Consider the following 24,908-nt stretch of genomic DNA (forward strand, 5'->3'; position numbering starts at 1 on the left):
CGATCAGACTTCGAGGTAATCCAGGATACCTTCGGCAGCGTTGCGGCCTTCGAAGATGGCGGTCACCACCAGGTCCGAACCGCGCACCATATCGCCACCGGCAAATATTTTCGGGTTGCTGGTCTGGTGCTTGAACTTGCCTTTCTCCGGGGCCACCACGCGGCCTTGGCTGTCCATCTGGATGCCATGCTGCTCGAACCAGGGGGCCGGGCTTGGGCGGAAGCCGAATGCGATCACCACGGCGTCCGCCGGGAGGATTTCTTCGGAACCCGGGATTGGCTCAGGGCTGCGACGGCCACGGGCATCCGGCTCGCCAAGACGGGTCTCGACCACCTTCACGCCTTCGACCTTGTCTTCACCGACAATGGCGATCGGCTGACGGTTGTAGAGGAATTTCACGCCCTCTTCCTTGGCGTTCTTCACCTCTTTGCGCGAGCCTGGCATGTTGGCTTCGTCACGGCGGTAGGCACAGGTCACCGACTTGGCTCCCTGGCGGATCGAGGTGCGGTTGCAGTCCATCGCGGTGTCGCCACCGCCCAGCACCACGACCCTCTTGCCCTGCATATCGACGAAGTCTTGCGGCGACTTCTCGAAGCCCAGGTTGCGGTTGACGTTGGCGATCAGGAAGTCCAGCGCGTCATGCACGCCCGGCAGGTCCTCGCCCGGGAAGCCGCCTTTCATGTAGGTATAGGTACCCATGCCCATGAACACCGCGTCGTACTCGGCGAGCAGCTGTTCCATGGTGATGTCGGTGCCCACCTCGGTGTTCAGGCGGAACTCGATACCCATGCCAGTAAAGACTTCGCGACGATGGCTCAGCACGGTCTTTTCCAGCTTGAACTCAGGGATGCCGAAGGTCAGCAAGCCGCCGATTTCAGGGTTCTTGTCGAACACCACCGGGGTAACCCCGGCACGCACCAGCACGTCGGCACAGCCCAGGCCCGCCGGGCCAGCACCGATGATGGCAACGCGCTTGCCAGTCGGTTTGACCTTGGACATGTCCGGGCGCCAACCCATGGCGAAGGCGGTGTCGGTGATGTACTTCTCAACCGAACCGATGGTCACCGCGCCGAAGCCGTCGTTCAGCGTGCAGGCACCCTCGCACAGGCGGTCTTGCGGGCACACACGGCCACAGACTTCCGGCAGGGTGTTGGTCTGATGCGACAGTTCGGCCGCGGCCAGGATGTTGCCTTCGGCGACCAGCTTCAACCAGTTCGGGATGAAGTTGTGCACCGGGCATTTCCACTCGCAATACGGGTTACCGCAGCCCAGGCAGCGATGCGCCTGCTCTACGGACTGCTGGGGCTTGAAGGGCTCGTAGATTTCCACGAACTCCTTCTTGCGCTGGCGCAGCAGCTTTTTCTTCGGGTCCTTGCGGCCCACTTCGATGAACTGGAAGTCGTTACTCAGACGTTCAGCCATTTTTCAAAACCTCTTAACAGCAGCTGCAAGCTACAAGCTGCAAGCCGCAAGACGATCACTTAAGCCGGGCAAACCTCGAGCTGCTCTTACTTGCAGCTTGAGGCTTGCCACTTGCAGCTGTTTTTACTGCGGGTTGGCACGGGTACTGGACAGCAGTTGCTTGAGATTGGCCGCCTTCGGCTTGACCAACCAGAAGCGTCGCACGTAATCGTCCAGGTTCTCCGAGAGCTCACGCCCCCACTCGCTGCCGGTTTCTTCCACGTATTCGCCAAGGACCCGCGCCAGGTGGCTACGGTAGGCTTCCATCGCTTCACCACTGATACGCTGGATTTCCACCAGTTCGTGGTTGAGCTTGTCGACGAAGCTGTTGTCCATGTCGAGCACGTAGGCGAAGCCGCCAGTCATGCCAGAGCCGAAGTTGTAACCGGTCTTGCCCAGGACGCAGACAAAGCCACCGGTCATGTATTCACAGCAGTGATCGCCAGTACCCTCGACAACAGCGTGGGCGCCGGAGTTACGCACAGCGAAGCGCTCGCCCGCGGTGCCGGCGGCGAACAGCTTGCCGCCCGTGGCGCCATAGAGGCAGGTGTTGCCGACAATGGCGCTGTGCTGGGTTTCGAACGGGCTGCCGGCTGGCGGCACGATGGTGACCTTGCCACCGGTCATGCCTTTGCCGACGTAGTCGTTGGCGTCACCTTCCAGGTACAGGTTCAGGCCGCCGGCGTTCCACACGCCGAAGCTCTGGCCTGCAGTGCCCTTGAAGCGGAAGGTGATCGGCGCTGCGGCCATGCCCTGGTTGCCGTGCAGCTTGGCGATTTCGCCGGAGATGCGCGCACCGATGGAGCGGTCACAGTTGCAGATGTCGAGCGCGAACTCGCCACCGGCCTGATCGCGGATGGCCGGCAGGGCCATTTCCACCATCTTCTCGGCCAGCTCGCCCTTGTCGAACGGCGGGTTCTTGTCGACTTCGCAGAACTGCGGCTTGTCGGCCGGAATGTGCGAGCTGCCCAGCAGCGGCGACAGGTCAAGGTGGTGCTGGCGCTCGGTATCGCCTGGCAGCACGTCGAGCAGGTCGGTCCGGCCGATCAGCTCGCCCAGGCTACGCACACCCAGCTTGGCCAGCCACTCGCGGGTTTCTTCGGCAACGAAGGTGAAGAAGTTGATCACCATGTCGACGGTGCCGATGTAATGGTCCTTGCGCAGCTTGTCGTTCTGCGTGGCCACGCCGGTGGCGCAGTTGTTCAGGTGGCAGATGCGCAGGTACTTGCAGCCCAGGGCGATCATCGGTGCGGTACCGAAGCCAAAGCTCTCGGCACCCAGGATGGCAGCCTTGATCACGTCCAGGCCGGTTTTCAGGCCACCGTCGGTCTGTACCCGTACCTTGCCGCGCAGGTCGTTGCCGCGCAGGGTCTGGTGGGTTTCGGCCAGGCCCAGTTCCCACGGGGCGCCGGCGTACTTGATCGAGGTCAGCGGCGAAGCACCGGTACCACCGTCGTAACCGGAGATGGTGATCAGGTCGGCATAGGCCTTGGCCACGCCAGCGGCGATGGTACCAACGCCTGCTTCTGCCACCAGCTTGACCGACACCAGGGCCTGAGGGTTGACCTGCTTGAGGTCATAAATCAGCTGGGCCAGGTCTTCGATCGAGTAGATATCGTGGTGTGGCGGTGGCGAAATCAGGGTCACGCCCGGTACCGCATAGCGCAGCTTGGCGATCAGGCCGTTGACCTTGCCGCCTGGCAACTGCCCACCCTCGCCCGGTTTGGCGCCTTGGGCAACCTTGATCTGCAGCACTTCGGCATTGACCAGGTATTCCGGAGTCACACCGAAGCGGCCGGTGGCCACCTGCTTGATCTTGGAGCTACGGAGGGTGCCATAGCGCGACGGGTCTTCACCGCCCTCACCGGAGTTGGAGCGCGCGCCCAGGCGGTTCATCGCCTCGGCCAGCGCTTCGTGAGCCTCTGGCGACAGCGCGCCCAGCGAAATACCAGCAGAGTCGAAGCGCTTGAGGATCGCCTCCAGCGGCTCGATCTGATCCAGCGGCAGGGCCTGGTCGGCCACCTTCACCTTCAGCAGGTCGCGGATCATCGATACCGGGCGCTGGTCGACCAGCGTGGTGTATTCCTTGAACTTGGCGTAGTCGCCCTGCTGCACGGCAGCCTGCAGCGTATTGACCACATCCGGGTTGTAGGCGTGGTACTCGCCGCCGTGGACGAACTTGAGCAGACCGCCCTGCTGGATCGGCTTGCGCGCGCTCCAGGCCTCAGCGGCGAGCAGCTTCTGGTCGCCCTCAAGGTCGACGAAACGCGCGCCCTTGATGCGGCTGGACACGCCTTTGAAGCTCAAGCCGACCACTTCGTCGGCCAGGCCCACCGCTTCGAACAGCTGGGCGCCACGGTAAGAGGCGATGGTGGAGATGCCCATCTTCGACAGGATCTTCAGCAGGCCCTTGGAGATGCCTTTGCGGTAGTACTTGAACACTTCGTCCAGGTCGCCCAGCACTTCGCCGGTGCGGATCAGGTCGGCCAGCACTTCATACGCCAGGTACGGGTATACCGCAGAGGCGCCGAAGCCAAGCAGTACCGCGAAGTGGTGCGGATCACGGGCAGTGGCGGTTTCGACCAGGATGTTGCTGTCGCAACGCAGGCCTTTTTCCGTCAGGCGGTGGTGGACCGCGCCAACGGCGAACGAAGCATGCACCGGCAGCTTGCCCGGGGCGATATAGCGGTCGCTGAGCACCAACTGGGTCTTGCCTGCGCGAACCGCTTCTTCAGCCTGATCGGCGATATTGCGGATGGCCGCTTCCAGGCCGATGCTTTCCTCATAGTTGAGGTCGATCAGCTGACGGTCGAAGCCTTCGCGCTCCAGGTTCATCAACGAACGCCATTTGGTGGGCGAGATGACCGGGGAGCTGAGGATTACCCGCGAGGCATGCTCGGGAGATTCCTGGAAGATGTTGCGCTCGGCCCCCAGGCAGATCTCCAGCGACATGACGATCGCTTCGCGCAGCGGGTCGATCGGCGGGTTGGTAACCTGGGCGAACTGCTGGCGGAAGAAGTCGTAAGGCGAACGCACGCGCTGCGACAGGACAGCCATTGGCGTGTCGTCACCCATCGAACCGACCGCTTCCTGGCCTTGCTCGCCGAGTGGGCGCAGTACCTGGTCACGCTCTTCGAACGTGACCTGGAACATCTTCATGTACTGCTTGAGCTGGTCAGCGTCGTAGCTGGCCGCGCCTTGGTCGTCGGTGAGGGTCGCCTGGATGCGCAAGGCGTGCTGACGCAGCCAGCGCTTGTACGGGTGGCGCGACTTCAGCCGGTTGTCGATGGCATCGGTGTCGAGGATGTGACCGGTCTCGGTGTCCACGGCGAAGATCTGGCCTGGGCCGACCCGCCCCTTGGCGATGACATCTTCAGGCTTGTAGTCCCAGACGCCGATTTCCGACGCCAGGGTGATATAGCCATTCTTGGTGGTCACCCAGCGCGCCGGGCGCAGGCCGTTGCGGTCAAGCAGGCACACCGCATGGCGGCCTTCGGTCATGACGATGCCGGCCGGGCCATCCCACGGCTCCATGTGCATGGAGTTGTATTCATAGAACGCGCGCAGGTCGGCGTCCATGGTCTCGACGTTCTGCCAGGCTGGCGGTACCAGCATGCGCACGCCGCGGAACAGGTCGATGCCGCCGGTGACCATCAGCTCCAGCATGTTGTCCATGCTCGAGGAGTCGGAACCAACGCGGTTGACCAGCGGGCCGAGCTCTTCGAGGTCGGGGATCTGGTCGTTGGCGAACTTGGTGCGACGGGCCATGGCCCAGTTGCGGTTACCGGTGATGGTATTGATCTCGCCATTGTGGGCGAGGAAGCGGAACGGCTGCGCCAGCGGCCATTTCGGCAGGGTGTTGGTGGAGAAGCGCTGGTGGAACACGCAGATCGCGGTTTGCAGGCGCTCGTCGTCCAGGTCCGGATAGAAGGCCGCGAGATCGCGCGGCATCATCAGGCCTTTGTAGATGATGGTCTTGTGCGAGAAGCTGCAGATGTAGTGGTCGGCGTCGTGGGCGTTGGCCACGGACGAACGGCGACGGGCACTGAACAGCTTGATGGCGAATTCCTGATCGCTCAGACCTTCACCGCCGATGAACACCTGTTCGATCTGCGGCAGGCGCTCCAGCGCCAGGCGGCCGAGCACGCTGGTGTCGATCGGGACTTTGCGCCAGCCAACCAGGGTCAGGCCGGCAGCGATGATTTCGCGGTCCATGTTGGCGCGAGCAGCTTCGGCTTTTACCGGGTCCTGGTTGAAGAACACCATGCCAACGGCGTACTGCTTTGGCAGCTCGACGGCAAAATGTTCCTGGGCTACGGCACGCAGGAATTGATCGGGTTTCTGCATGAGCAGACCGCAACCGTCACCGGTCTTGCCGTCGGCGTTGATACCGCCGCGGTGGGTCATGCAAGTCAGGGCCTGCATGGCAGTTTGCAGAAGGTGGTGGCTCGGTTCGCCCGTCATATGGGCGATCAGGCCAAAACCACAGTTGTCCTTGAATTCTTCGGGATGGTACAGACCTGTTTTCATAGACACTTTCTCACCAGGTTCACCTCTCAACCGGAGGCAAATCTCTTTTTTAACAACCACTTACCATCCACGCCGATCAAATGCCAGCTTTTTTGCGGTGGCCATGGAAAACCATTGTTGCACAGCGACAGCGATGCCCACAAATTTTCATGTCTCACCATTGAAAATTTATGTCGCAATATTGAATGTTTTGCGCCATGCGCCGTGATAGCGGCTTGGCTCGAGTCTGAAGCGTTCCAGCCATGACTGCAAGATTGGCTTGTGGCCGGCAGCCTGGGACAGAAAAGCCTGCCGCGCTCGGGCGCAGCAGGCTAGACGAAAGTCAGTTATCGCTCAGCAACTGGGCGGCGGGGTGGTGCCGCCCGGAAGGTATCAGCGGGCCGTGGCCAGCTCTTGTTGGACGCTGGCTACAGTACGTGGCCAAGGTTTACCAGCCTGGACCTTCGCTGGCAAGTTCTTGATTGCCGCAACCGCTGCATCGCGGTTGGCGAAGCTACCATAAGTGACCACGTAAAGCGGCTTGCCCTGCAGGGTTTTCTTGAAGTAGCGATAGTCGCCACCCTGCGCCTTGATGAAGGCCTGCGCCGACGCTTCAGAGCTGGTACCGAGGATCTGCACGACATAGTTGCCAGGCTTCTGCCCGGTGTACCAGCCACTGTTACCGCTCCCGCCAGCCGCTTTGGCAGCAGGCTTGGCGGTGGCAACCTGGGTCGGTGCCGGAGCAGGCTTGGCAGGTGCAACCGGCTTGGCCGGCTGGGTTGCTACCGGTTTCTGCGCAGGAGCAACCGGCTGAGCCGGCGGCGTGCTGGTAGTGGCCTGGGCCATGGTGGGTGCAGGGCCGGCAGCCTCACCCTGCGGTGGTGCGATGGTCGTGACCGTCGGCGGATTGCCCGGCTGCAGCGCAGTGCTGTCCGCCGGGCCACCTTCTTCACCATCCCCCATGCCGGCGGCCTGCGCCAGAGGCTCGCGCATCACCGGCTGCGACTGGCCAACCAGCGGCAGTGGCATCGGCTGCGACGACCCTGAGAACTCGATCGCCGGGTCAGCAGGCTTTCCTTCCCCCAGCGGCAATTGGGCTTGGGCCGTCGGCGCATCCGTGGCCGCCTTGTCGCTTTTCTTGGGCATGAGAACCGCGGCAGCAACGGCGACCACAACGACAGCGGACAGCGCGAGCACGTGTTTCTTAGGCATTTTGAACCCCATGGTTGGTCGCTTCGCCGAACTACGGCTGGCGATCATGGCTTCGATCAAAGTATCGCGGGCGACCTGGTTGATATTGCCGGGCCACCCGTCGGAGTGTTCGTGAATATCGACGATCTGCTCATGGGTGAACACCTCGATGCCCCGGCCTGCGCCTTCCAGGCGCTGCTCCAGGTACTCGCGGGTCTCTTCCTCGCTGTAGGGCGCGAGTTCAATGACGTGGAAACGTTCTTCCTCGACAGGGATCTCGTCCAACCCGGCGATCAGCGACGCTTCGCCGAACAGGAACACGTGCGGGCGCCCCTCCGGGACACCTGCAGCCAGCTCCAGCAACGCTTGGAGTGCCGACTCGTCGAGTTGTTCCGCATCGTCCACCAGTAAATAGACTTCCTGCCCGGTGAGGGCAAGCTGGACTACCTTGGAGAGGATCGCCTGAACGTCCGCCGTGGCCAGCTCAAGCGCCTGGGCCACCTGGCCCAGCACACTGGCGGCATCGCTGGCGCTACGGGCCGAGACCACTACGCTCTGCACCGACTGCTTGTTGGTGCTGGCCACCAAGGCCTGGCGCAGCAAGGTTTTACCACTGCCGACAGGGCCTGTAACCACCAGCATCAGCTGGCTGTAACGGGCCAGGTGGTGCAGTTGGCCGAGCACAGGCTTGCGCTGGGCAGGGAAAAACTTGAAGCCGGGCACACGCGGCGCGAACGGATCGTGGCTCAACTGGTAATGGTCGAGAAACGCCTCATCGGCATGCAAACTGGTCATTGCGCTGTCACAACCTCAAAGCTGGGCCACGATCGCGCGGTAATCCGCCGACAGCGTGGCCTGAAGAACCTCTTTCGGATAGTCGTCGGTCACCACGGCTTCGCCCATCTGGCGCAGGAGCACCAGACGCAAACGCCCATCGATCACCTTCTTGTCGACCGCCATATGCTCCATGAAATGCGCCGGGGTCATTTCCTGTGGTGGCACCACCGGCAAACCTGCATCCTGCAGCAGGCGGATTGCGCGATCGCGCTCGGACTGGTCGATCCAGCCCAGGCGCATCGACATCTCCAGAGCCATCACCGTGCCCGCTGCCACGGCTTCGCCGTGCAACCAGACACCGTAGCCCATGTGCGTTTCGATGGCATGCCCGAAGGTATGCCCCAGGTTGAGCGTTGCGCGCACACCGGACTCACGTTCGTCAGCCCCGACCACGGCGGCCTTGGCTGCACATGAGCGCTGGATCGCTTCGGTCAGCGCCGCAGGTTCAAGGGCGCGCAAGGCCTTGATATTGTCCTCGAGCCAACCGAGGAAGGGCTTGTCGCAGATCAGCCCGTACTTGATCACTTCGGCAAGGCCCGCCGACAGCTCGCGCTCGGGCAGGGTCTTGAGGGTGGCGGTGTCGATCAGCACGGCATTGGGCTGATAGAACGCACCTACCATGTTCTTGCCCAGCGGGTGGTTGATGCCGGTCTTGCCTCCAACAGAGGAGTCGACCTGGGAAAGCAGGGTGGTGGGGACCTGGATGAAATCGACGCCACGCTGATAGCACGCTGCAGCGAAGCCGGCCATGTCGCCGATAACGCCACCACCGAGGGCCACCACCGTGGTGCGGCGGTCGTGCCGGGCGCGCAGCAGGCCGTCGAAGATCAACTGCAGGGTTTCCCAGTTCTTGTGGGCTTCGCCATCCGGAAGGATCACTGGCAGCACCGAATAGGCACCCAGCGTCTTGCTCAGACGTTCGAGATACAGGGGTGCGACGGTCTCGTTGGAAACGATGGCAACCTGCCGGCCGGCAATATGCGGCGCCAGCAGTTCTGGCTGGTCAAGCAGGCCTTCGCCAATGTAGATCGGGTAGCTACGCTCGCCCAGGTCGACCTTAAGTGTCTGCATGTATCCCCACAATGTACTTGGGCGCGGCGCCGGCTGAGCGACCCACGCGGTAACGTTGAACCTCGCCTCGGCCCTGGCCGAGAATAGTCCCGGCCTACCGGGGCGGCAATTGCTGCAAGCGCTCGAGAATATCCAGTACGACCATGCGCGGCGGCCGTTCGTCGGTTTCCACCACGATGTCGGCGATCTCACGGTACAGCGGGTCGCGGGCCTCGAGCAGGTTACGCAAGGTCGCCTCTGGATTGGCGGTACGCAGCAATGGCCGATTGCGATCACGCGCAGTACGCCCCACTTGCTGTTCCACCGAGGCATGCAGGTAGATCACCCGGCCGCCATGGTGCAGCGCGTGGCGGTTGGCCTCACGCATGACCGCACCGCCGCCGGTCGCCACGACCACGCCATCGAGCGCGCAGAGCTCGGCGATCATCGCCTGCTCACGGTCACGGAAACCCGGCTCGCCTTCTTTGTCGAAGATCCACGGGATATTGGCGCCGGTTCGCAGTTCGATTTCCTTGTCGGAATCTTTGAACAGCAGGCGCAGCTCTTTGGCCAACAGGCGCCCGATGGTGCTTTTTCCAGCGCCCATGGGCCCTACAAGTATCAAATTTCGCACAGAATCAACGACTCACAGCAATCGCCTGGTCACTCATGATACGCGGAGTCAGGAAGACCAGCAGCTCGGATTTTTTCTCTTGTAATACATCGCGTCGAAACAGCCGCCCAACATACGGCAGATCGCCGAAAAATGGCACCTTGTCGACCACATTGTTTTGCGTGGTCGAGTACACGCCGCCAATGACGATGGTTTCCCCATCCGCTACCCGGACCTTGGCATTGACCTCGTTCTTGCGGATCGGCGGCACATCGTGCAAGGCATTGACGAAATCAGGCTCGTCCTTGGTCACCTTGACCGTCATGATCACCTTGCCGTCCGGCGTAATCTGCGGCGTGACCTCCAGCGACAGCGACGCCTCGCGGAATGCAACCGACGTAGCGCCACTCTTAGAGGTCTCCTGGTAAGGGACTTCTGTGCCTTTGAGGATACGGGCAGTCTCGTTATTGGCGGTTACCACCTTGGGCTGGGAGATGATTTCGCCATTACCGGTCTTCTCCATGGCGCTGAGTTCAAGGTCCAGCAGCACGCCCCCGCGCAATACGCCCAAGCCGATGCTGGAACCGGCCCGCTCCACCCCAAGATCGACAAATACGTCCGCGCCCAACGCAGGGGCTTCGCCATAGAGACGCGGGCCCCAGCGCACCCCAAGGCTGTGCTCGTAATCGACATTGGCCTCCACGATGCGGGCCTCGATCTCGACCTGCCGTACAGGCACATCCAGCTGCGCAACCAACTGGCGCAACTCGGCAAGCCGGTCCTCAGGCTGGTGAGCGACCAGCGTATTGGTGCGCACATCCACATGCAAACTACCGCGCCCAGTCAGAATGCCGTCATCGGCCAACGTAGCCAGCAGCAACTCGGCAAGTTCTGAGGCCGCGGCGTGTTGTATCGGCAGCAACTCCCGGCGCAACGGCTGCGACTGGGCCTCCAGCTCCAACCCCATACGCGCCCCCAGCGCCTGCTCGGCCAGCTCAGCCGCTGGCGCCACCACCAGTACCTTGCCTTCTTCCCGCCGGGCCAGCCCCTTGCTGCGCAGCACCAATTCCAGCGCCTGATCCCACGGAACATCCTGCAGACGCAAGGTGATACTGCCCTGCACCGTGTCGCTGGCGACCAGGTTGATGCCGGCATAATCGGCCAGCACCTGCAACACAAGGCGCACTTCCACGTCCTGGAAGTTCAGCGAAACCGGTTCACCCTGATAAGGCGTCGCTGCCAGCGAAGGCATCGGCAGCAAGGCCGCCACCAGCCACTTCATCATCCCGTTCATTGTCCCGCGTGATCTCCCTGTCCACGCCCTTCCTGAGTGTCAGCACTGTGGTGCGCTCGCGCCAAATGCCCCCCACGAACAACCGTTCGCACACCTCGACCTGTTGCGCGTCCACGCGCACCACCACCCCCTCATCGCGCCCCAGCCGGTCACCGGCACGCACGCGATAGAGCCGCCCTGCAGACAACAGCAGAGCCTCATGCTGCATACCTCGGGACAAGCTGCCGACCATTTCCAGCTGAGCGAGCGGTATGTTGGCGAGCCCTTGCTTTACAGCGCGGCCCGACCAGCCAGAAAAGGGGTCGGCCACAGCTGGCCTGACGTGATCACGCGCAGGCAGCCAAGCCAGTGATTCCGGCTCTGCCACCGCCCCATCGGCGTGGAAGGCGTCGACACGCAGCCTTAACCTCAACACGCCCGGCCTGCCATGAGCACTGGCCAGATGCATATCACCGGCACGCAGCAGGCGAACCTGCCCAAGCCAATCATCGAGCCACATTCGCAGTGCCGCGTAACGCCCCACGACCTGCACATCCAGCGGTGTTCGGCCAAAACCTGGCTGATTCTGCTCATCCAGCACCTCAAGCCGCTCGAAATGCAGCCCATGCACATGCCCCGATGCGGCCAATTGGTCGAGCAGATCGCTGATTTCGCCGCCGGCCGCCAGACGCCATCGCATATCGTCCAAGTGCCGCTGGGCGTCGCTCAGCGCTTGCGGAGCATGCACACGAGCCGATACCTCGGCAGCCTTGGCCTGGTGCTTGTCGTCAAGGGCCTTTTGGTTTGCCTGGGCTGTGTGCTGCAGTTGCCGCCATTCCGGCCAACGCATCAGGCAGCCTGCCGCAACGACCAGGCACCCCGCAGCTATCGGCAGGGCACACCGGAACAGGCGCGAGCGCGCCACGAGCGCCTGCCAGTCCAGACGGGTGCGCAGTTTCACGACCAAGAGGCCGACATCCGCGCCTGCAGCAAAAACTTCTCGCCAGCAGGCAAGCTCTCGATCCGCTTCAGCTCCAGGTCGAGCAATACCCCGGAGCGCCCGAGATCGCGCATCAATTGCGCTATCACAGCACTGGACGCAGCCAGCCCGACCACGTGCAACCGCTCACCCTCGACCTTCAGTTCGACCACCTGAACGCCCTCGGGTAATGCCCGCTCCAGCGCGCTGAACAGCGCCGTCAGATACCCTCGATCAGCGAACAGAGCGTCCAGCAGAGCGGTTTGGGCCTGTGCTGCGTCGAGGGCCTGGTGAATGACGTCAAGCTGCTCCAACTGCGTATCGAGACCAGCGATGGCGGCCTGCCGGCCCAGGTTGGCAGCCAACTGATGCTGCGCGCGCTGGCGTGCCAGCTGGTCCATCAACAACACCACACAAAGCGCCAGCACCACGCCGCCAATCAGCCTGAATTGAAAGCGGCGAAGTGCTGCCTGGCGCTGCTGCTCGCGCCAGGGCAGAAGATTGATACGCAGCATCAGCGCAAAGCCCCCAGCGCCAGGGCAGTCGCCAGTGCCATGTCGCCGTCGTGGCATGCAAGGCCAGCCACCTGTGGCAATGGCCGGCAAGGCCTATTCAACTGGCTGCACAACTGATCGAGCCGACCTTGCTCAAGCAGCAGGCTTCCTGTCAGAAGCAGGTCCTGCACCTGTGGGTTATCGACAAACAGTTCATCCAGCCGGGCCAAGGGCACTTCGCGCCGCTGCGGCAACACACCTTCAGACCAGCCATGCAGCGTAGCGCTACCGGGTTCGAGGCGCAGCAACGCGGAGCCGTCTGCACGCGGTTGCGGCATCATTCGCCACAAGGCGATGCTGTCGACCTCCACGACCTCCAGCAGCAGGCCGGCCTCGTCGAACAGCGCTTCCAACGGCTGCAGCACGGTCTGCCGGCAAGCCACCACCAGAACATCACGCGCGTCAGCCTGGCCACAGGAAGGCCCCAAAACCTGGAAGTCCATCACCAAGTCTTCCAGCGGAAAAGGAAACAACCTGTCCGCATCAGCCAGGAGTTGCGCCTCCATCTCGGCCACCGGCTGGTCGGCCGGTAGCTGGCACAACTTGCAGATCACCTGCGAGGCAGGCAGCGCCACTGCGGCCCGCCGCTGGCGGCTGCCACTGCGCCGACAAGCGCGATGCAGCGCCGCCACTACGCGATCGGGCACCTGCCACCACTCACCAGCACCTGCGGGCTCGAACGGCTCGGCCTCCCAGGCAAGACGCTCGCAGCGCCCTTTTCTGCGTTGCAGTTGTACAAGCCGAATCGAATCGGCGGCAATTTCAACCCCCAACAGTGAACCGGCATCCTTGCCCATGCGTCCAAGCATCGCTGCTCCTCTGTGTCAGCCCTGAAACCCGCACCAGCACCCAGGCTCGATGGCCAGACGGTGCAGCGGGCTGCCCGGCCGGTCACCCGGCGAGGCGAAAAATGCTTATAATGCCCAGCGTTTTTTTTCGTCCGCCGGCTCCGTGCGCAACCCACCCCTCAACCTGGACACCCAAAAGCCTTGATACGCCTGCTGAAGTTCTTCTGGTGGTCTTTCGTCGCAGTCATCTGCGCGCTCGTACTCGGTGTGAGCGGTGCGTTTCTGTATCTTAGCCCCAACCTGCCGTCGGTCGATTCGCTCAGAAGCATCCAGTTGCAGATACCCCTGAGGGTGTACAGCAGCGATGGCAAGCTGATCGCTGAATTTGGCGAAATGCGCCGCTCGCCCATCCGCTTCGCGGACATTCCCCCGCAATTCATACAGGCGCTTCTGTCAGCCGAGGACGACAATTTCCTCAATCACTACGGCGTCGACCCGGGCAGCCTGATGCGCGCCGCGACCCAACTGGTGAAAACCGGTCACATACAGACCGGCGGCAGCACAATTACCATGCAGGTGGCGAAGAACTACTTCCTCACCAGCGAGCGCAGCTTCTCGCGCAAGACCAACGAGATTCTGCTGGCACTGCAGATCGAGCGCGAACTGACCAAGGACGAGATCCTTGAGCTGTACGTGAACAAGATCTACCTGGGCAACCGCGCCTACGGCATCGACGCTGCCGCACAGGTTTACTATGGCAAGTCGATCCGTGACGTGAGCCTGGCGCAGATGGCGATGATCGCTGGCCTGCCCAAAGCGCCGTCGCGCTTCAACCCTCTGGCCAACCCGGCGCGCGCAAAAGAGCGCCGCGACTGGATCCTGGGCCGCATGTACAAGCTCGGCAAGATCGACGAAGAGAGCTACCAGGCCGCCCTGGCCGAACCGCTCAACGCCAGCTACCACGTATCGGCACCAGAGGTGAATGCGCCCTACATCGCCGAGATGGCCCGAGCTGAAATGGTCGGCCGCTATGGCAGCGAGGCGTATACCGAAGGCTTCCGCGTCACCACCACCGTGCCGAGCGACATGCAGGAAATGGCCAACAAGGCCGTTCACGGTGGCCTGTCCGATTATGATGAGCGCCACGGCTACCGCGGCCCTGAATCGCGCTTCCCGGGCAAAGGTCAGGCTGCCTGGCTGCAGGAATTGAACAAGCAGCGCACCTTGGGCGGGTTGGAACCGGCCATCGTCACCCAGGTCGAGAAGAGTGGCCTGAAGGTGCTGACCCGTGGCGGCAAGGAAGAAGACATCGCCTGGGACACCATGAAGTGGGCGCGGCCGTTCATCAATAGCAATGCTCAGGGCCGGGCGCCACAATCGCCGGCGGACGTGGCCCAGGTCGGCGACCTGATACGCGTGCAGCGCCTGGACGACGGCACACTCAAATTCAGCCAGGTCCCGGCAGCGCAGAGCGCGCTGATCACGCTGGACCCTTACAACGGCGCCATTCGTGCACTGGTTGGCGGCTTCTCGTTCGAGCAGAGCAACTACAACCGCGCCATGCAGGCCAAGCGCCAGCCCGGTTCGAGCTTCAAGCCCTTCATCTATAGTGCGGCACTGGACAGCGGGTATACCGCCTCCAGCCTGGTCAACGACGCGCCGATCGTGTTCGTCGACGAGTACCTGGACAAGGAATGGCGACCGAAGAATGACAACAACACCTTCCTCGGCCCGATTCGTATGCGCGAAGCGCTGTACAAGTCGCGCAACCTGGTATCGATCCGTCTGCTGCAGGCCATGGGCGTAGGCCGCACCATCGACTACATCACCAAGTTCGGCTTCAACAAGCAGGACCTGCCGCCCAACCTTTCGCTGGCATTGGGCACCGCGACCCTGACGCCGATGGAAATCGCTACGGGCTGGAGCACCTTCGCCAACGGTGGTTACAAGATCAACCCGTACCTGATCGAGCGCATCGAGAGCCGCAACGGTGAGACGCTGTTCACCGCCAACCCTGCGCGCGTGCCGCAGGGCGCCGAAGACGATGCGGGCCTCGCGGCACCAGAGCAACCGATCAGCACGGCGTCGCTGCCAGGTGAGGGGCCGTCGGCTGCGAACCAGCCGGCCCCTGTTCCACAAGTGCCGGTAACCGCCGAGCAGATCATCGATGGCCGGACCACCTATATCCTGACGAGCATGCTGCAGGACGTAATCAAACGCGGCACCGGGCGCCGTGCCCTGGCCTTGGGCCGTACGGACCTGGCGGGCAAGACCGGCACCACCAACGAGTCCAAGGATGCCTGGTTCTCTGGCTACAATGCCGATTACGTCACTACCGTGTGGGTAGGTTTCGACCAGCCGGAAACCCTGGGCCGCCGTGAATATGGCGGGACGGCTGCACTGCCGATCTGGATGAGCTTCATGGGCGCGGCTCTAAAGGACAAACCCAACCATCCGCCTGCAGAACCGGAAGGCATCCTCAGCCTGCGGGTCGACCCGGTGAGCGGCCGCGCCGCCTCCCCGAGCACGCCTAATGCTTATTTCGAGCTGTTCAAAGCTGAAGACTCGCCCCCCTCGGTAGACGAACTGGGCAACGGCGCAGCCCCCGGCAGCCCCCTCCCAGCCGACGAAGCGGCGCCCATGGATCTGTTTTAAGCGGCAAGCTTCAAGCTGCAAGCGGCAAGCTGTTCTCGGCTGACTGAACCACCGCGCCAGTCAATGCTGGCGCGGTGAGGCTTGTAGCTTGTAGCTTGTAGCTTGCAGCTTGCAGCTTGCAGCTTGCAGCAAAAAAAACCGGCTCATATGAGCCGGTTCTTTTTTGCGCCTTGCTTCAGCCGTTGAACACTTCGTCCACGCTGTTGAGCGGGTAGTGTTTCGGATATGGCAGGGTAGCTACGCCGGATTCGATGGCAGCCTTGGCTACGGCATCGGAAACGACGGTGATCAGGCGGGCGTCCAGTGGCTTCGGAATGATGTACTCGCGACCGAACTCCAAGCCTTCCACGCCATAGGCTTCGCAAACTTCCTTAGGCACCGGCAGCTTGGCCAGGTCCTTCAGTGCGATGGCCGCGGCGATCTTCATTTCTTCGTTGATACGCTTGGCGCGAACGTCCAGGGCACCACGGAAGATGAACGGGAAGCCCAGCACGTTGTTGACTTGGTTCGGGTAGTCGGAACGACCGGTCGCCATGATCACGTCGCTGCGGGTGGCATGAGCCAGCTCTGGCGAGATCTCCGGGTCCGGGTTCGAGCAGGCGAACACGATCGGGTTGGCAGCCATCGATTTCAGGCCTTCCGCGCTCAGCAGGTTCGGGCCGGACAGGCCAACGAATACATCGGCGCCGTCCAGTGCATCAGCCAGGGTGCGCTTGTCGGTAGCGTGAGCGAACTGGGCCTTGTACTGGTTCAGATCGTCACGGCCAGCGTGGATGACGCCGCTGCGGTCGATCATGAAGATGTTTTCGACCTTGGCACCCATGCTGACCAGCAGCTTCATGCAAGAGATGGCGGCAGCGCCAGCCCCCAGGCAGACGATCTTGGCGTCTTCGAGCTTCTTGCCCGCGATTTCCAGGGCGTTGATCATGCCGGCCGCAGTAACGATAGCGGTGCCGTGCTGGTCATCGTGGAACACAGGGATGTCGCACTGCTCGATCAGGGTGCGCTCGATCTCGAAGCACTCTGGCGCCTTGATGTCTTCGAGGTTGATGCCACCGAAGGTAATCGAGATGCGGCGAACGGTGTCGATGAACGCTTGCGGGCTTTCCGACTCGACTTCGATATCGAATACGTCGATACCGGCGAAACGCTTGAACAGAACGCCCTTGCCTTCCATGACCGGCTTGGAAGCCAGTGGGCCAAGGTCACCCAGACCGAGGATGGCGGTGCCATCGGAAATAACTGCAACAAGGTTGCCCTTGCCAGTGTATTTGTAGGCCAGCTCAGGATCACGGCCGATTTCACGCACCGGTTCTGCAACGCCTGGGCTGTAGGCCAGGGCGAGATCACGGGCGGTGGCAGTGGGCTTGGAGAGCTCGACGCTCAGTTTCCCCGGACGAGGTTGAGCGTGGTATTCGAGAGCGGCGGTTTTCAGGTCTGACATGGTGGGCATTCCGCTATTTACTGTTCTGACGGACCGCCGAGGATACGCAAAGAGCCGGGGAGCCACAAGACTGGCCGGTCACTTGTGTCAAGGCCTTTAGCCTAAGACTTTACGCTATAACACACGGGGGCATTCGAACCACAGTGTGTACAATCTAACAGCGAAATGTCTACATCTTTTCAGCTCGAAATACGTTCAAGCATGCTCGGATCGGTGATTGGTAACACCCAGCGTCGCTGCCCCGGCTTGAGCCCACCCTTGCGGGAACGATCCAGCACCCAGCCACGCGCCTCGACCTGGCGTCCTTTGAGGTTATCGAAGAAGCCGGCGGGGAAGTTGCGTTGCAGACGAGCGGGAACCTGCAGCACCACGTCAGTTTCCAGCTCCAGCCAGATGCCCCCACGATTGCGCGCAATATTGCGAATACTGCCGCCGATCACCGCAAAGCCCGACTGGCGGACCTGGCTGGCGCGCCGTACCGGGGAACTGCGCCAAAGGCCAGCGCCTGCCTTGCGCGCCGATTGCTCGGCCACCTGTTGGCAGGCCACCAGGCGCACATTGGGCGCAACCGCAACGCGGTAACCAAGCCCCTCGCTAAGCAACCGCGCTTCAAGATTGTCGCCATTGCGGGCGTAAACGTGCGCCAGGGTCCGCCCATACTTGTCCTTGGGCTCGACGCCGGGCACCAACCAGACACGGCCGTCGCTGGCCTTGACCAGCGCTTGCAAACGCCGTTTGGCAGTGACTGCAAAAGGCTCGCTGGCGCGCCCCTTACGCCCGATCTCCGGGGCGTTGATGCCAATCATGCGCACACTGCGACCGTCGGTAAGGCGCAGCGTGTCGCCATCGACCACCTGGCGCACCGCCGCGCTCTGCGGCCCGTCCGGCAATGGGCAAAACGCCAGGGCCGACCCTTGCCAGAGAGCGCCCACAAAAAAGGCGCCCACAAGGGGCGCCTTTTTCAGCAACAACGCGAAACCCGAAGGGTTCGCCATGCGCATGATTACTTCTTGGTACCGAACATACCGAAGCGATCGGCGAAGCGCTGAACGCGGCCACCGGTGTCCAGCACTTTCTGCTTACCGGTGTAGAACGGGTGGCACAGGTTGCAAACGTCGATCGCCAGGGTGTTGCCCAGGGTCGAACGGGTTTCGAATTTGTTGCCGCAGCTGCAGGTCACAGCAACTGCTTCGTAGTTCGGATGAATATCAGCTTTCATGGTCACTTCCTCGAGCTGCGTGCCGCCACCCAACACCAATTGTTGAATACCGCACGTAATTAGGCGGGGAATAATACCAGAGCGCCGCCTCGACGCAAGTTGTCGCTTGCACCGACTGTCGTCTGCTAGGCTCGCCAGTCTTTGAAACGCCCTGCGAGCCCTTACGCGTGTCCGACGTCATTCTACGCCTTGCCCTGCCTTCCCCCCTGCGTCGCTTGTTCGATTACAGGGCGCCGGCGAGCATGGCGCGCCAGGCACTGACCCCCGGAATGCGCATCCGCGTGCCGTTCGGCCGCCGCGAGATGATCGGCGTGCTGGTGGAGGTCTGCGACCACAGCGAGGTCCCTGCCGACAAGCTGAAGCCGGCCAGCGCCCTGCTCGACCCGGTTTCACCGGTCCCTGCACCGCTGTTCAAGCTGTGCCTGTGGACAGCCCAGTACTACCAGCACAGCCTCGGCGACACCCTGAGCTGGGCCTTGCCGACCTTGCTGCGCCAAGGCGAGCCGGCCGAGATGCGCCAGGAGCGCTTCTGGCACGTGGCCCCAGGCGCCCGCCTGGAAGACCCGCGCATCGCCCGCGCACCGCGCCAGCGGGACGCTCTCAGAACGCTGGCGCAACACCCGCACGGCGTTGCGCACAGCCTGCTGAGCAAGCTCAACCTTAACAAGGACAGCCTTGACCTGTTACTGGCCAAGGACCTGGTTCAGCTCGAAACACGCCGCCACCTGCCGGAACAACGCCATGAGCACTGGCTGGCCCAGCCGGAACTGCCGCTAAACGAAGAGCAGCGAGTGGCCTTCGAGGCCGTGCGCGATGGCTTTGACGGCTTCAATGCGTTTCTTCTGGCTGGCGTTACCGGCAGCGGCAAGACCGAGGTCTACCTGCAACTGATCCGCGAAACCCTGGAGGCTGGAAAGCAGGCGCTGGTGCTGATCCCGGAAATCAACCTCGGCCCGCAAACCCTGGCGCGTTTCGAACAGCGTTTCAACGCACGCATCGCCCTGGTGCATTCGGCCGTCAATGACCGCGAACGCCTCGACGCCTGGCTGGCGGCGCGAGATGGCGAGGCCGATATCATCATCGGCACGCGTTCGGCGCTGTTCACGCCGATGAAGAACCCGGGCCTGATCATCATCGACGAGGAGCATGACGGCTCTTATAAACAGCAGGAAGGCCTGCGCTACCACGCCCGCGACCTGGCGATGGTGCGCGCGCACCAGGAAAACATCCCGATCCTGCTCGGCTCGGCCACCCCGTCGCTGGAAACCTTGCACAATGCCCTGACCGGCCGCTACCGCCTGCTACGCATGAACCAGCGCGCAGGAGGCGCGCGCCCACCACGCATGCTCCGCCTGGATGTGAAAAGCCTGCCGCTGGACAGCGGCATCAGCGGCCCGCTGCAACAGGCCATCCGCCAGACACTGGAAGCAGGCCAGCAGGTGCTGGTTTTCCTCAACCGCCGTGGCTTCGCCCCGACGCTGCTGTGCCACGACTGCGGCTGGCTCAGCGAATGCCCGCGCTGCGATGCCCGCATGACCGTGCATCAGCGCGCCGGCGTACTGCGCTGCCACCATTGCGGGTACGACGAACGCCTGCCGCACCAGTGCCCCAAGTGCAACCATGTCGACTTGCGCCCGGTAGGTGCAGGTACCGAGCGCGCCGAGGAACGCCTGAAGGTATTGTTCCCCGATTACCCGATCCTGCGGGTCGACCGCGACAGCACGGCCCGCAAGGACGCCATGCACAATTTGTTCAGCACCATCCAGCGCGGCCAGCCGAGCATCCTGGTCGGAACGCAGATGCTGGCCAAGGGGCATCACTTCCCCCGGGTTACCTTGGTCGCGATTCTCGATGCCGATGGCGGGCTGTTCTCCGGTGACTTCCGCGCCACCGAGCGCATGGCACAACTGATCGTGCAGGTGGCCGGGCGCGCCGGGCGTGCCGAGGAGCCCGGCAAGGTGGTCATCCAGACGCACCTGGCCGACCACCCGCTGTTGGTGCAGTTGACCGAGCAAGGCTATTTCGCCTTTGCCGAACAGGCCCTGGACGAACGCCGCGCCGCCGGCCTGCCCCCGTATTCCCACCTTGCCCTGCTGCGCGCCGAAGCGCACAAGCCCGGGCAGGCCGAAGGTTTCCTAGACGAAGCCTGCAGCGCAGCGCAGCGCCTGGTGACGGAGCAACACTTGCCTGGCATTGAACTGTTGGGCCCGGTACCTGCTCCGATGGAGCGCAAAGCCGGGCGCTTCCGTGCGCAGCTATTGATACAGGCCGAAACCCGGGCACCACTGCATCGTCTCATCAGTGCCTGGCTACTGGTGCTGGAGCAGCTTCCAGGCGGCCGGCAAGTACGCTGGTCGCTGGATGTCGACCCGGTTGACCTTTATTGAGCGGCAAGCGGCAAGCAAGAGCAGGCCGGTGGCGATCGCGCTTTTTCTTGCAGCTTGCAGCTTGAGGCTTGCAGCTTGCAGCTTGCAGCTTGAGGCTTGCAGCTTCAGGCTTGCGGCTTGAAGCTAGAAGCTTGGCAACCCGAGCCCAGCAACGGATAATGCCCAGTTTTTCCACCTGCGCACCCAGGCGCTCCTCCGCGCTAGCGGTCGAAAAGAGATCCCAATGAAAGACACCATTCGCCAGCTGATCCAGCAAGCCCTCACCCAACTCGTCACCGACGGTGTGCTGCCTGAAGGGCTGTCGCCGGCGATCCAGGTGGAAAACGCCCGGGACAAGACCCACGGCGACTTCGCCAGCAACATCGCGATGATGCTGGCCAAGCCGGCCGGCATGAAACCACGCGACCTGGCCGAAAAGCTGATTGCAGCCCTGCCGGCCAGCACCGACATCAGCAAGGTCGAGATCGCCGGCCCAGGTTTCCTCAACTTCTTCCAGAACACCGACGCCCTGGCCAACCGCCTGGATGCCGCCCTGGCCGATGCACACCTGGGTGCGCGCAAGGCTGGCCCTGCACAGAAGGTCGTGATCGACCTATCGGCGCCGAACCTGGCCAAGGAGATGCACGTCGGCCACCTGCGCTCGACCATCATCGGTGACAGCGTCGCCCGCGTCCTGGAGTTCCTGGGTGATGAGGTCATCCGCCAGAACCACGTGGGCGACTGGGGTACTCAGTTCGGCATGCTGCTGGCCTATCTGGAAGAAAACCCGATCACCAGCGACGAGCTGTCTGATCTGGAAAACTTCTACCGCGCTGCCAAGAAGCGCTTCGACGAGTCCGAAGAATTCGCCACTCGCGCCCGAGGCCTGGTGGTCAAGCTGCAGGCCGGCGACCCCGAGTGCATGGCGCTGTGGACGCGCTTCAAGGACATTTCACTGTCGCACTGCCAGAAAACCTACGAGCTGCTCAACGTCAAACTGACCATGGCCGACGTGATGGGCGAAAGCGCCTACAACGCCGACCTCGCCAACGTGGTGGCCGACCTCAAGGCCAAAGGCCTGCTGGTCGAGGACCAAGGCGCCCAGTGCGTGTTCCTCGAAGAGTTCAAGAACAGCGAAGGCGAGCCCTTGCCCGTGATCGTCCAGAAGGCCGACGGCGGCTACCTGTACGCCACCACCGACCTGGCAGCCGTGCGCTATCGCAGCAATGTGCTCAAGGCCGACCGCGCGCTGTACTTCGTCGACCAACGCCAGGCCCTGCATTTCAACCAGGTGTTCGAAGTGGCGCGCCGCGCTGGTTTCGTCGGCCACCCGATGCAGATGGAACACATGGGCTTCGGCACCATGAACGGCGCCGATGGCCGCCCATTCAAGACCCGCGATGGCGGCACCGTGAAGCTGATCGACCTGCTCACCGAGGCCAAGGACCGTGCCTACGCCCTGGTCAAGGAGAAAAACCCGAGCCTGGCCGAGGACGAACTGCGCCGCATCGGTGAAGTGGTCGGTATCGGCGCGGTGAAATACGCAGACCTGTCGAAGCACCGTACCAGCGACTACAGCTTCAACTTCGAGCTGATGCTCAACTTCGAAGGCAATACCGCGCCTTACCTGCTGTACGCCTACACCCGCGTGGCCGGCGTGTTCCGCAAGCTGGGCAAGGGCTTTGACGAGGTGGATGGGCACATCGTGCTGCAGGCTGCCCACGAGCAGGACCTGGCTGCACGCCTGGCGCAGTTCGGTGAAGTCCTCAACAACGTTGCCGAAAAAGGCACCCCGCACGTGTTGTGCACCTACCTGTACGACCTGGCCGGCCTGTTCTCCAGCTTCTACGAGAATTGCCCGATCCTCGCCGCCGAAACCCCCGAGCAACAGCAGAGCCGTCTGCGCCTGGCGGCCCTGACGGGGCGCACCCTGAAGCAAGGTCTGGAGCTGCTCGGCCTGGAAACCCTGGAGCGCATGTAAGTTGGCTGCCAAGAAAAAACCAGCTCCCAAGCGCGGCGCAAGCCGCACCCAGGCACCGGCCAAACAGCCGATTCCCGGCTGGATATGGCTGGCAGTCGGCCTGACGGTCGGCGCCTTCATCGTCTTCCTGATGAAGCTCGAGCCTGGGGGCGGCGACATCAAGCGCGCCAAGCCCGAGCAGCAGAAGCCGGCGAAAGTGGCCGAGGCGGGCAAAACCGCGACGGCCACGACGCAGCAGCCGGTAAAGCCCAAGTATGACTTCTACACCCTGCTGCCCGAGTCGGAAGTGATCGTGCCGCCAGAAGCCGTGCCTGAGAAGACGCCGCCTGTCCCAGCCCAGCCGGTGACCCCGGTCACACCTGCCGAAGCGGCGAAAATCGACACTGCACGCGCCCAGGCCGCACTGCTGGGCCAGACGCCACCGCCGGCGCCACCAGTGATCAAACCTGCAGCCACCACGCAGTACTTCCTTCAGGCGGGCTCGTTCCGCAAGCAGGCTGACGCCGACAAGGTGCGGGCGCAGATCATCCTGCTGGGCCAGACGGTGAAGGTGGAATCAGGCACGGTCAAGGATGAAACCTGGTACCGCGTGCTGGTCGGCCCCTACAGCAACCGCGAGCAGTTGACCGGTGCGCAGAAGCAACTGGCCGGCGCAGGGTTCAGCAACCTGCTACTGCAGCAGCGGCAGACCCGCCAGTAACGAAAAAGGCCTTGTCGCTCAGCGTGACAAGGCCTTTTTTGTGCTCAACGGCGCTCGGCGTTGGCCTGGGAAATCTGGCCGTTCAGCGTCCAGAAGTCATACAGCACACCCACCAGGAACAGGCCGCCGGTAAAGAAGTAGATGATCGCGGTGATCCACTTGCCCTGGTACAGGCGATGTGCGCCAAAAATGCCGAGGAAGGTCAGCAGTACCCAGGCAATGTTGTAGTCGATGCGCCCAGACTGGAAGCGTAAGTCGGCCTCCCGGTCCATCGACGGGATCAGGAACAGGTCGATCAGCCAGCCTATGCCCAGCAAGCCCAGCGTGAAGAACCAGATGGTGCCGGTGATCGGCTTGCCGTAGTAGAAGCGGTGCGAGCCGGTGAAGCCGAAAATCCACAACAGGTAGCCAATGACCTTGCTGTGGGTGTCGTGAAACGGCGCCCCGTGTTCATAACTGTTCATTCATAGCCCCCATGGCTTAGCCGAAAATTTTCTAAAAAAAAATGTGACTTTTTCGCGGCAGGCCGACGTACGGCAACATGACAATCGACCAACGGATCAAAAATTGATCGAAAAGCTGTTATAAAGTTGCGCGCCAACACCAAAACCACTATTAAAACTTCACAAGAGCTTCATCTATGCCGCCTTTGTTAAAGACATGGCTGACCCTCTGCCTATTATTGCCCCTGGCCGCCCACGCCACCAACCGTGAGCAACGTCTTCCAAATGGTTTCACCGGCTATACCACCAATGCCACGGTGAAACGCGCACCGAGCAAGCACATCGCGATGCGTGCACGCGCCACTAACGCTGGCCAGGTGCACAACCTGCCGGTCGCCGCCATGTCGCCGAAACAGAGCAGCGACGTGCTTAGCCGCGCCGTGAATGTGCTCGGCACACCTTATGTTTGGGGCGGCAGCAGCCCTAAAAAAGGGTTCGATTGCAGCGGGCTGGTCAAGTATGCCTTCAACGAGGTGGCTGACGTCGACCTGCCGCGCACCTCCAATGCCATGGCCAAGGGCCACGGCGTGAAGGTGGCCAAAAGCGACCTGAAGCCTGGCGACCTGATCTTTTTCAACATCAAGAGCCGCCGCGTCAACCACGTCGCCATCTACCTGGGCAACGATCGCTTCATCCACGCACCGCGCCGCGGCAAGCGGGTGAGCATCGACAACCTGAGCAAGCCTTACTGGCAGAAGCATTACGTCGTGGCCAAGCGGGTGTTGCCGAAGCAGCCGCAGCAGTTGGCTCTGGCCAAGCGCTGACCTGCCAGGCGACCCATCGAT

18 protein-coding genes are annotated in these 24,908 nt (G+C 62.5%); 5 read left to right on the plus strand and 13 right to left on the minus strand.

Translation table 11 applies throughout. The features are described 5' to 3' along the window. Positions 1-3 precede the first annotated feature (3 nt). From ACIPZH_RS19375 to pilM, 9 genes are all read right to left on the minus strand, one after another. Positions 4-1,422 carry an FAD-dependent oxidoreductase gene (locus tag ACIPZH_RS19375; RefSeq protein ID WP_241805118.1) on the minus strand — a complete coding sequence of 473 codons (1,419 nt, stop codon included), beginning with the start codon at positions 1,420-1,422 and terminating at the stop codon, positions 4-6. Positions 1,423-1,545: 123 nt separating this feature from the next. Beyond that, positions 1,546-5,991: a glutamate synthase large subunit gene (gene gltB, locus ACIPZH_RS19380; protein ID WP_400637408.1), complete on the minus strand. Its 4,446-nt coding sequence runs from the start codon at positions 5,989-5,991 to the stop codon at positions 1,546-1,548. Between the two features lie 372 nt (positions 5,992-6,363). After that, positions 6,364-7,956, minus strand: coding sequence for an SPOR domain-containing protein (locus ACIPZH_RS19385; protein ID WP_400637409.1), 1,593 nt, complete (start codon positions 7,954-7,956; stop codon positions 6,364-6,366). 15 nt (positions 7,957-7,971) lie between these two features. Continuing rightward, positions 7,972-9,069 (minus strand): 3-dehydroquinate synthase, encoded by a 1,098-nt coding sequence (gene aroB / locus ACIPZH_RS19390; RefSeq protein WP_267820357.1) that lies wholly within the window; start codon positions 9,067-9,069, stop codon positions 7,972-7,974. A gap of 94 nt (positions 9,070-9,163) precedes the next feature. Next, positions 9,164-9,682 carry a shikimate kinase AroK gene (gene aroK, locus ACIPZH_RS19395; RefSeq protein WP_241805111.1) on the minus strand — a complete coding sequence of 173 codons (519 nt, stop codon included), beginning with the start codon at positions 9,680-9,682 and terminating at the stop codon, positions 9,164-9,166. A gap of 4 nt (positions 9,683-9,686) precedes the next feature. Continuing rightward, positions 9,687-10,955, minus strand: coding sequence for a type IV pilus secretin PilQ (locus ACIPZH_RS19400; protein ID WP_241805108.1), 1,269 nt, complete (start codon positions 10,953-10,955; stop codon positions 9,687-9,689). Beyond that, positions 10,879-11,895: a pilus assembly protein PilP gene (locus ACIPZH_RS19405; RefSeq protein WP_400637411.1), complete on the minus strand. Its 1,017-nt coding sequence runs from the start codon at positions 11,893-11,895 to the stop codon at positions 10,879-10,881. The genes ACIPZH_RS19400 and ACIPZH_RS19405 overlap by 77 nt, the downstream gene beginning before the upstream one ends. Next, complete coding sequence (locus tag ACIPZH_RS19410; RefSeq protein WP_400637412.1) at positions 11,892-12,428, minus strand: PilN domain-containing protein; 537 nt, start codon at positions 12,426-12,428, stop codon at positions 11,892-11,894. Before ACIPZH_RS19410 ends, ACIPZH_RS19405 begins: the two co-directional genes overlap by 4 nt. Then, a complete protein-coding gene (pilM, locus tag ACIPZH_RS19415; protein WP_400637414.1) occupies positions 12,428-13,276 on the minus strand; it encodes a type IV pilus biogenesis protein PilM in 849 nt (282 codons plus the stop codon). Before pilM ends, ACIPZH_RS19410 begins: the two co-directional genes overlap by 1 nt. A 180-nt stretch (positions 13,277-13,456) precedes the next feature. Between pilM and ACIPZH_RS19420 the strand changes: the two genes are divergently transcribed. Next, complete coding sequence (locus ACIPZH_RS19420) at positions 13,457-15,910, plus strand: penicillin-binding protein 1A (RefSeq protein ID WP_400637416.1); 2,454 nt, start codon at positions 13,457-13,459, stop codon at positions 15,908-15,910. Between the two features lie 175 nt (positions 15,911-16,085). On the opposite strand, the gene ACIPZH_RS19425 is transcribed toward ACIPZH_RS19420, so the two are convergent. From ACIPZH_RS19425 to rpmE, 3 genes are all read right to left on the minus strand, one after another. After that, positions 16,086-17,354, minus strand: a complete 1,269-nt coding sequence (locus ACIPZH_RS19425) for a malic enzyme-like NAD(P)-binding protein (RefSeq protein WP_241805102.1) — start codon at positions 17,352-17,354, stop codon at positions 16,086-16,088. A gap of 179 nt (positions 17,355-17,533) precedes the next feature. After that, positions 17,534-18,355, minus strand: a complete 822-nt coding sequence (locus ACIPZH_RS19430) for a thermonuclease family protein (RefSeq protein ID WP_400637417.1) — start codon at positions 18,353-18,355, stop codon at positions 17,534-17,536. A 2-nt stretch (positions 18,356-18,357) separates the two neighbouring features. Continuing rightward, complete coding sequence (rpmE, locus tag ACIPZH_RS19435; protein ID WP_039603147.1) at positions 18,358-18,573, minus strand: 50S ribosomal protein L31; 216 nt, start codon at positions 18,571-18,573, stop codon at positions 18,358-18,360. A 167-nt stretch (positions 18,574-18,740) separates the two neighbouring features. On the opposite strand from rpmE, the gene ACIPZH_RS19440 reads away from it, so the two are divergent. From ACIPZH_RS19440 to ACIPZH_RS19450, 3 genes are all read left to right on the plus strand, one after another. Then, positions 18,741-20,960 carry a primosomal protein N' gene (locus tag ACIPZH_RS19440; protein ID WP_267820341.1) on the plus strand — a complete coding sequence of 740 codons (2,220 nt, stop codon included), beginning with the start codon at positions 18,741-18,743 and terminating at the stop codon, positions 20,958-20,960. A gap of 223 nt (positions 20,961-21,183) precedes the next feature. Beyond that, positions 21,184-22,920 (plus strand): arginine--tRNA ligase, encoded by a 1,737-nt coding sequence (gene argS / locus ACIPZH_RS19445; RefSeq protein ID WP_241805095.1) that lies wholly within the window; start codon positions 21,184-21,186, stop codon positions 22,918-22,920. Position 22,921: 1 nt separating this feature from the next. Continuing rightward, on the plus strand, positions 22,922-23,620 hold the full coding sequence (locus ACIPZH_RS19450; protein WP_400624561.1) for an SPOR domain-containing protein: 699 nt from the start codon (positions 22,922-22,924) through the stop codon (positions 23,618-23,620). A gap of 44 nt (positions 23,621-23,664) precedes the next feature. Here the strand turns inward: ACIPZH_RS19450 and ACIPZH_RS19455 are convergent, their stop codons facing one another. Further along, the gene (locus ACIPZH_RS19455; RefSeq protein ID WP_400637419.1) at positions 23,665-24,084 is read right to left on the minus strand and encodes an NINE protein; all 420 of its coding nucleotides are present in this window, start codon (positions 24,082-24,084) and stop codon (positions 23,665-23,667) included. Positions 24,085-24,260: 176 nt separating this feature from the next. On the opposite strand from ACIPZH_RS19455, the gene ACIPZH_RS19460 reads away from it, so the two are divergent. Continuing rightward, on the plus strand, positions 24,261-24,887 hold the full coding sequence (locus ACIPZH_RS19460; RefSeq protein ID WP_267820333.1) for a C40 family peptidase: 627 nt from the start codon (positions 24,261-24,263) through the stop codon (positions 24,885-24,887). The last annotated feature ends 21 nt before the right edge of the window (positions 24,888-24,908 follow it).

The sequence above is a fragment of the Pseudomonas sp. NPDC089758 genome, assembly GCF_044748705.1.
In the GTDB taxonomy this organism is placed as follows: domain Bacteria; phylum Pseudomonadota; class Gammaproteobacteria; order Pseudomonadales; family Pseudomonadaceae; genus Aquipseudomonas; species Aquipseudomonas putida_X.

Bases quoted from the DNA above. Each gene is read 5' to 3' on its own strand.
- ACIPZH_RS19375 (WP_241805118.1), bottom strand. From the start codon at position 1,422: ATGGCTGAACGTCTGAGTAACGACTTCCAGTTCATCGAAGTGGGCCGC.
- gltB (WP_400637408.1), bottom strand. From the start codon at position 5,991: ATGAAAACAGGTCTGTACCATCCCGAAGAATTCAAGGACAACTGTGGT.
- ACIPZH_RS19385 (WP_400637409.1), bottom strand. From the start codon at position 7,956: ATGACCAGTTTGCATGCCGATGAGGCGTTTCTCGACCATTACCAGTTG.
- aroB (WP_267820357.1), bottom strand. From the start codon at position 9,069: ATGCAGACACTTAAGGTCGACCTGGGCGAGCGTAGCTACCCGATCTAC.
- ACIPZH_RS19400 (WP_241805108.1), bottom strand. From the start codon at position 10,955: ATGAACGGGATGATGAAGTGGCTGGTGGCGGCCTTGCTGCCGATGCCT.
- ACIPZH_RS19410 (WP_400637412.1), bottom strand. From the start codon at position 12,428: ATGCTGCGTATCAATCTTCTGCCCTGGCGCGAGCAGCAGCGCCAGGCA.
- pilM (WP_400637414.1), bottom strand. From the start codon at position 13,276: ATGCTTGGACGCATGGGCAAGGATGCCGGTTCACTGTTGGGGGTTGAA.
- ACIPZH_RS19425 (WP_241805102.1), bottom strand. From the start codon at position 17,354: ATGTCAGACCTGAAAACCGCCGCTCTCGAATACCACGCTCAACCTCGT.
- ACIPZH_RS19430 (WP_400637417.1), bottom strand. From the start codon at position 18,355: ATGCGCATGGCGAACCCTTCGGGTTTCGCGTTGTTGCTGAAAAAGGCG.
- rpmE (WP_039603147.1), bottom strand. From the start codon at position 18,573: ATGAAAGCTGATATTCATCCGAACTACGAAGCAGTTGCTGTGACCTGC.
- argS (WP_241805095.1), top strand. From the start codon at position 21,184: ATGAAAGACACCATTCGCCAGCTGATCCAGCAAGCCCTCACCCAACTC.
- ACIPZH_RS19455 (WP_400637419.1), bottom strand. From the start codon at position 24,084: ATGAACAGTTATGAACACGGGGCGCCGTTTCACGACACCCACAGCAAG.
- ACIPZH_RS19460 (WP_267820333.1), top strand. From the start codon at position 24,261: ATGCCGCCTTTGTTAAAGACATGGCTGACCCTCTGCCTATTATTGCCC.